We start from the raw sequence: 7,579 nt of genomic DNA, 5'->3' as shown, positions 1-7,579 counted from the left end.
CCGGCTTCCTGCCGGGTCGCGAGCAGGAGGCACGCGGCATCGTGCACGCCGGCCGCGCCATGCTGGACTCCATCGTCGACATCAGGACCCCGCGCATCCTCTTGATCCTCAGGAACGCCTACGGCGGGGCCTACGCCTCCTTCAACAACTACCCGACCGGCGCCGACCTGGTGCTGGCGCTCCCCACCACCCGGCTGGCGGTCATGGGTCCGGCCGGCAAGGAGTTCGTCTACAAGAACGAGCTCAGGAAGATCAGAAGCGAGGTCAGCGAGCGTGTCAAGCGCGGCACCCAGGACCGGATCGACGCGGGGGTGAAGCCGGAATACGCGAAGGTCGATGCCGAGAAGGACGTGGCCGAATGGCTGCGCGCCCAGGAGGCGGTGCTGAACACCCGCTACGAGAAGGAGCTTATGAACCCGAAAGAGGCACTTTCGCTCGGCTCCATCTCCTCGCTGGTCATGCCGACCGATCTCAGGAAGGTGCTGGGCGAGAACATCAACTTCTTCCTGCGCCACTACAAACCGGGCCCGATGCAGTCGGTCCAGAGGGAGTTCCACTAACATGACGACGACCATCAATTTGGGAACGGGAAATGAGAACGGCAGCAGGGCGAGCTTCGACCTCCAGGGGGCGGTAGCTGCACAACAGGCAGCGCGCCAGGAGCAGTCGGGACTCCCGTTCGGCTATAAAGCGGAGGTGACCAAGATGACAGACATTTCCGACAACTATGTAGGCAACCCGCTTATCCATCGCGACCGCAGGCTGAGCCAGTCAACCTCCGCCTGGGTGCGCTCCTTTGCCTGCGAGGACCTCAAGCCTCTCATCGTCTGCCGCGGACCGATCCGCATGGAGGCCATGGACGTCTACCACGAGATGGGGATCACCCACTACGGCATCCTCCTCTCTGAAAAGGATTCCATCGTCTACGCCAACGCTTTAGCGCCCGAACTGAGGAAGCTGACCGATCCCAAGCGCGTTCACCGCGTGCCCGACTACACCGGCGCCAGCAAGGAGGAGCGCGTCGAGCGCATCCACCAGATCATCCGCATCGCCATCGACAACGGCTACGACTCCATCTTCGCGGGCTACGGCTTCATGGCCGAGGACGACGAGTTCGTGGGCGCCATCGAGCAGGCTGGGCTGAAGTTCATCGGCCCCTGCGCCGCCACCCAGACCGGCGCCGGCAAGAAGGATGAGGCCAAGCGCACCGCGCTATCGGTGAACGTTTCCGTTACCCCCGGCATCGACAACGTCACCGCCAAGACCCTCCTCAAGAAGCATCCCACCCGGGAGCAGCTTCTGGCGCTGGTCGAATCCGACGCGCTGCAGTGCGACCCGCAGGTGCTCGCCAACGAGTCGCTCCCGCTGGAGGACCTGGCCGACCACATCCTGTACGCTTCCTACGCCAAGGGGATAGACCTCTTCTCCATCGAGGAACTCTGCGCCCAGGTGCAGGAGGAAGCGGCGGCGATGATGAAGAAGTTCCCCAAGAGCCGCGTCCGCCTCAAAGCGATCGGCGGCGGTGGCGGCAAGGGGCAGCGCCTGTTGGGTGCTGCGCTGCTCACCGCCAAGAAGATCGACGACGCCCTGATCAAGAAGGAGGCCGCCGAGGCGCCCGCAATGGTGCGCGAGATCCTCAACGAGGTGAAGGCGAACGGGGTTGGCGATAACAAGAACGTCCTGATCGAGCTGAACATCGAGCAGACCCGCCACAACGAGATCCAGCTGATCGGTAACGGCGAGTGGTGCCTGGCGCTGGGGGGTCGCGACTGTTCGCTGCAGATGCACGAGCAGAAGCTCCTCGAGGTCTCCGTCACCCAGGAAGGGTTGCTGGCAGCCATCGCCAGCGCCAAGGAGGCTGGGCGCAAGGCGGAGGTGAAGGCGCTGGAAAGCGACCTGAAGGTGCTGAAAAGGATGGAGGAGGAGTCCGAGCGCTTCGGCCTGGCGGTCGGCCTCGATTCCGCCTCCACCTTCGAGTGCATCGTGGACCGCGACCGCCACTACTTCATGGAGGTCAACACCAGGATCCAGGTGGAGCACCGGGTCACCGAGCTCTGCTACTCGCTTAAGTTCGTGAACCCCGAGGACAAGAACGACTTCTTCATCGTGGAGAGCCTGGTGGAGGCGATGGCCATCGTCGCACGCCACAAGAAGCGGCTCCCCAAACCGGAGCGCATCGTCCGCTTCAACGCCTCCGTGGAGGCCCGCCTGAACGCCACCGATGCCTCCCTTTCCCCGCACGCCGGCGGGATGATCCGCTACTGGTCCAAGCCGATCGAAGGCGAGATCCGCGACGACCAGGGGATCAGCAAGCTGAACCCGGACACCCGCATCTTCATGAAGTACAAGGTGGCCGGCGCCTACGACTCCAACATCGCCCTCCTTTTGACCAAGGGGAACGACCGCCTGGACAGCTACGAGAAGATGTCCGAGGTGCTGCGCGCCACCACCCTGCGCGGCTCGGACCTCGCCACCAACCTGGAGTTCCACTACGGCCTGGTCAACTGGTTCCTGGGGAGAAACGTGATGGCCAAGCCGACCACCCGTTTCGTGGTTCCCTACCTGACCCTGGTGGGGACCCTGAAGGAGCTTGCCAACAAGATCGACCCGGTCTACGCCTTCCTGCAGATGAAGAAGCACTACGCTAAGAAGGTGAGCGAGCAGCACAAGGATCATCCCGAGCTTCTGGACAAGGCGCTCAAGAACATGTCCAACCTGCTCGACCGCAAGGGGACCCTGATCACCCGTCCCATCGAGCGGCTGCTGGGCGATCCGCACCTTTTGTCCGGCTGGCTCTCCCTCAACACCAAGAACTTCAGGATGGAGAAGGGAAAAGTGGTGTGGCTCAGGAACCCGGTCGGCGTGTTGAACGAGACGTACGAGTACCTGCACATGAACTACCGGCCGCACAAACCGGCAGCCGAGGTAATCTGGAGCCACGACAACGAACTTCTGCAGCAGGCACTGCGCTTCTCCAGGACCATCCGCGAGAAGTTCGGCCTGGCCCGTGACGAATACGACACCCTGAACGAAATCCTTCAGCACGAGGAGCCGCAGGGGGGCTTCGACGCCGACATGTGGCAGCAGATCCGCGCGGCCCATTTCGGGTTCGAGGCGGGGCTGGAGATGCTGGGCATCCTGTTCCAGATCGGCATCAACACGAAGTTCTGGGATCTCAAGGTTGAGGACGACCTGGAGATCATCATCCCTCCCTACCTGCACGACCCGGAGCTGCAGGCCCGCATGAAGAAGGTGCTGGTCCCGCCGCCGGCCACCAAGGCCGACGAGATCGTGGCGGTGTGCGGCGGCATGTACTACGGCCAGGAAGCCCCCGGCATGCCTCCTTTCGTCACCGAAGGGATGCACTTCGAGAAGGGGCAGCCGCTCTACATCGTCGAGGTCATGAAGATGTTCAACAAGGTGTACGCGCCCTTCTCCGGTACCATCGAGAAGATCATCATGACCTCCGGCGACGGCACCATCGTGACCAAGGGGCAGCCGCTCTTCAAGGTCTCCCCGGACGAGAAATTCGTCGAGGTCGACGAGAAGGCGCTGGAAAAAGAGCGCCGGGAGCTGACCGCCCAGTACCTCTCCGCCGTTTTGTAACTTCTTTTATTCACTCCCTTCAACTCTCCCTCCCCTTCAAGGGGAGGGCAGGGGTGAGGATGGGGTGGCCGTAGGTGATAGGCTGAAAACGGTTGGCAGGCTCAGTGCGAACGAGACGCGTTGTCGGTGCTTGATTGTGGGGTTGAGTACAGGTGAATGGCGTTCGCGCTGAGTCTGCCGAGACATCAACGCTAGGTTTTCCCCTCTTTATAGCTCGCAGGAGTTCCACGCCCCCTTGGACAGGCTCAGGGGGAACGGCTATTTAAAAAAAAGACACCGCGTTGACGAGGAATATTCACATGGCCCAGCTCGATAAACTTCTGGTCAAGAACAGCGAGTGGGCGCTCAGGATGAAGGAGGAGGACCCGGAGTTCTTCCGGCGACTCGTATCGCAGCAAAGCCCCGAGTACCTCTGGATCGGCTGCTCGGACAGCAGGGTCCCCGCCAACGAGATAGTGGGGCTTTTGCCGGGCGAGCTGTTCGTGCACAGAAACGTCGCGAACGTGGTCACCCACACGGACCTCAACTGCCTGTCGGTCATCCAGTACGCCGTGGAGACCCTCGAGGTCAAGCACATCATCGTCTGCGGGCACTACGGCTGCGGCGGCGTCCATGCGGCGGTCGCCAACCACGAGATGGGGCTGATCGACAATTGGCTAAGACACGTGCAGGACGTCCAGCAGAAGCATCAGCGGCTGCTCGACGACTTGAGGCATCCCGACCGGCTGGTCGACAAGGTCTGCGAGCTGAACGTGGTGGAGCAGGTCCTGCACGTCTGCAAATCGACGGTGGTGCGCCAGGCCTGGACGCGCGGGCAGGCGCTCACGGTGCACGGCTGGATCTACGACATCCGGGACGGTCTTTTGAAGGACCTCGGTTTCACCGTCAGCTGCAGCCAGGAACTGGAGGCCGCCTACCACACCGCAGTGACCATGACCATTGAAACCCTCACCTCGTGAGAAGATCTTTTACTGATCTGCGTTTTTTTCTATCGAGGTCCAAATGGCCGTTCACCCTGAGCTTGTCGAAGGGGGCGTGGAACCTTTTACGGCTATAAAGACTGTAAAAGTTGCAGTTGATGCTTCGACAGGCTCAGCACGAACGGCCCAACACCTGAAATCTGGTAACGTGAAATCCCTTACCGGACAACACTGCTTTTTTTTCCCGTTTGACAAGTTCCCCTTTACCCAGGGGGGACTTACATACGACCCCTTTATCCAAGGGGCTTGAGCATCCCCTTTATCCACGGGGACTTTAACAAGGAGAATGTTACATGGCAAAATTCAAGGATTCGTTGGAGTACCACGAAAGCGGCCGGAAGGGCAAAATCGCGGTTGTCCCCACCAAGCCGTGCCAGACCGCAGCCGATCTCTCCCTGGCCTATTCGCCGGGCGTCGCACAGCCCTGCCTCGCCATCGAGAAGGATCCCTCCGCCGCCTACCGCTACACCGCGAAGGGGAACCTGGTCGCCGTGGTATCCAACGGTACCGCCGTGCTGGGCCTCGGTAACCTGGGTGCTTTGGCCGGCAAGCCGGTCATGGAAGGGAAGGGGATCCTCTTCAAGCGCTTCGCCGACATCGACGTCTTCGACATCGAGCTGGACACCGAGGACCCGGACGAGATCATCCGCACCTGCCAGCTTTTGGAGCCGACCTTCGGCGGCATCAACCTGGAAGACATCAAGGCTCCCGAGTGCTTCTATATCGAGGAGACCCTGAAGAAGACCATGAACATCCCGGTCTTCCACGACGACCAGCACGGCACCGCCATCATCTCCGCCGCGGCCCTCCTGAACGCGCTGGAGCTGGTCAACAAGAAGATCGGCGATATCCGCCTGGTCATCAACGGCGCCGGTGCGGCGGCCAACTCCTGTGCCAAGCTCGCCATCGCCTTGGGGGTGAAGCCCGCGAACCTGATCATGTGCGACTCCAAGGGGGTGATCTACAAGGGGAGAGTGGAGGGGATGAACCCCTACAAGGAGGTCTTCGCCGCGGACACGGAGCTCAGGACGCTGGAGGAGGCGGCCAAGGGCGCCGACGTCCTCTACGGCCTCTCGGTCAAGGGGGCCTTCACCCCTGCCATGGTCGCCTCCATGAACCGCGATCCCATCATCATGGCTATGGCCAACCCCGACCCGGAGATCACCCCCGAGGAGGCCTTCGCGGTGAGAAGCGACGTGATCATGGCGACCGGCCGCTCCGACTATCCCAACCAGGTCAACAACGTGCTCGGCTTCCCCTTCATCTTCCGCGGTGCCCTGGACGTGCATGCCCGCTCGATCAACGAAGAGATGAAGCTCGCCGCCGTGCACGCACTGGCAAACCTGGCGCGGGAAGAGGTGCCCGACTCCGTCTGCAAGGCCTACGGCAACTGCAAGTTCTCCTTCGGCCGCCAGTACATCATCCCCAAGCCGTTCGACCCGCGCGTGCTCCTGCACGTGGCGCCGGCCATCGCCAAGGCGGCCATGGAATCGGGCGTTGCCCGCCAGCCGATCGAGGACATGGACAAGTACGTCGAGCAGCTCGAGTCGAGCCAGGGGATGTCCAAAGAGATCATGCGCATGATCATCAACAAGGCGAAGAGCGATCCCAAGAAGATCGTCTTCACCGAGGGTGACAACGAGAAGATCCTGCGCGCCGCCCAGATCCTGGTGGACGAGAACATCGCCATCCCGATCCTGATCGGCGACCGCAACAAGGTCCAGGAGGCGATGAACGTCCTCAACCTGGACCTGCAGGTCCCCATCGTCGATCCCGCCGACTCCGAGCTGACCGAGGTCTACGCCAAGGAACTGTACGCCCTCAGGCAGCGGAAGGGGCTCACCATGAGCGAGGCGAACAGGACCATGCGCAGGAAGTCGCGCGTCCACTTCGGCGCCATGATGGTGAGAAAGGGGGACGCCGACGCGCTTTTGGGCGGCATCGACACCCACTACCCGGAGACCATCCGGCCGGCGCTGCAGGTGATCGGCGCGCAGGAGGGGCTCCGCAGCGTGCACGGCCTCTACATGATGGTCTTCAAGAAAGGGGTCTTCTTCCTGGCCGACACCACCGTCTCCATCGACCCCTCGGCGGAGGAACTGGCGGAGACCGCCATCCTGGCCGCCGAGAAGGCGCGCATGCTGGATATCGAGCCCCGGGTCGCCATGCTTTCCTTCTCCAACTTCGGCTCGGTCAAGCACCCGCACACCGAGAAGGTCAAGCGTGCGGTGGAGATCGTCAAGGAGCGCGCACCCGAGCTGGTGGTGGACGGCGAGATGCAGTCGGACACCTCCGTGGTGCAGGAGCTTTTGGACGGCTTCACCTTCTCCAAGCTCAAGCAGACCGCCAACGTGCTGATCTTCCCGGACCTCAACTCCGGCAACATCTGCTACAAGCTGCTGCACCACCTGGGCGAAGGGGAGGCGATCGGCCCCATCCTGATGGGGATGGACAAGCCGGTGCACGTCCTGCAGCGCGGCGATGACGTTGACGACATCGTCAACATGGCCGCCATCGCGGTGGTGGACGCCCAGCAGGGAAACCTGTAGGGACCGCTCGCGGTATACACGATTATTATAATTAGAGGTAACACTGTTTTTCTGCTTCAAACCAAGCGCAGGATGTGATACTAACTGATACTTCACCGTTACTTCGGCAGGCTGTGACTCGCGTCACGGCCTGTTGAAGTGTGAAAACGGGAACTACATTATACGGAGCATGCTATGGCCGAATTCGACAAGAAGGACCTGCAGAACTGGGAGCAGCTGGCCGCCAAGGAGCTGAAAAAGGAGAACACCTCCTCGCTTACCTGGGACACCCCGGAAGGGATCCAGGTGAAGCCTCTCTACACCCTGGCCGACCTCGAGAAGCTTGAGAACGTGGACACCCTGCCGGGCTTCGCCCCCTTCCTGCGCGGGCCCAAGGCCACCATGTACGCCGGCCGTCCCTGGACCGTCCGCCAGTACGCCGGCTTCTCCACCGCCGAAGAGTCC

At 61.8% G+C, this 7,579-nt stretch carries 5 protein-coding genes; all 5 read left to right on the top strand.

Translation table 11 applies throughout. The features are described 5' to 3' along the window. A partial coding sequence (locus VJ604_RS18920) for a carboxyl transferase domain-containing protein (RefSeq protein ID WP_324085202.1) occupies positions 1–560 on the top strand: 560 nt, incomplete at its 5' end. Positions 561–705: 145 nt separating this feature from the next. Next, positions 706–3,606, top strand: coding sequence for an ATP-binding protein (locus VJ604_RS18915; protein WP_324085204.1), 2,901 nt, complete (start codon positions 706–708; stop codon positions 3,604–3,606). Between the two features lie 299 nt (positions 3,607–3,905). After that, positions 3,906–4,565, top strand: a complete 660-nt coding sequence (gene can / locus VJ604_RS18910; RefSeq protein WP_324085200.1) for a carbonate dehydratase — start codon at positions 3,906–3,908, stop codon at positions 4,563–4,565. 314 nt (positions 4,566–4,879) lie between these two features. Continuing rightward, a complete protein-coding gene (locus VJ604_RS18905; RefSeq protein WP_324085198.1) occupies positions 4,880–7,135 on the top strand; it encodes an NADP-dependent malic enzyme in 2,256 nt (751 codons plus the stop codon). Positions 7,136–7,309: 174 nt separating this feature from the next. Beyond that, the coding region (locus VJ604_RS18900; protein ID WP_324085196.1) for a methylmalonyl-CoA mutase family protein at positions 7,310–7,579 on the top strand (270 nt) is incomplete at its 3' end.

This window comes from Geomonas sp. (assembly GCF_035254065.1).
Classification (GTDB): domain Bacteria; phylum Desulfobacterota; class Desulfuromonadia; order Geobacterales; family Geobacteraceae; genus Geomonas.
Note: the sequence above shows the minus strand (reverse complement) of the source record. Positions and strands in the feature narration are given on the sequence as shown.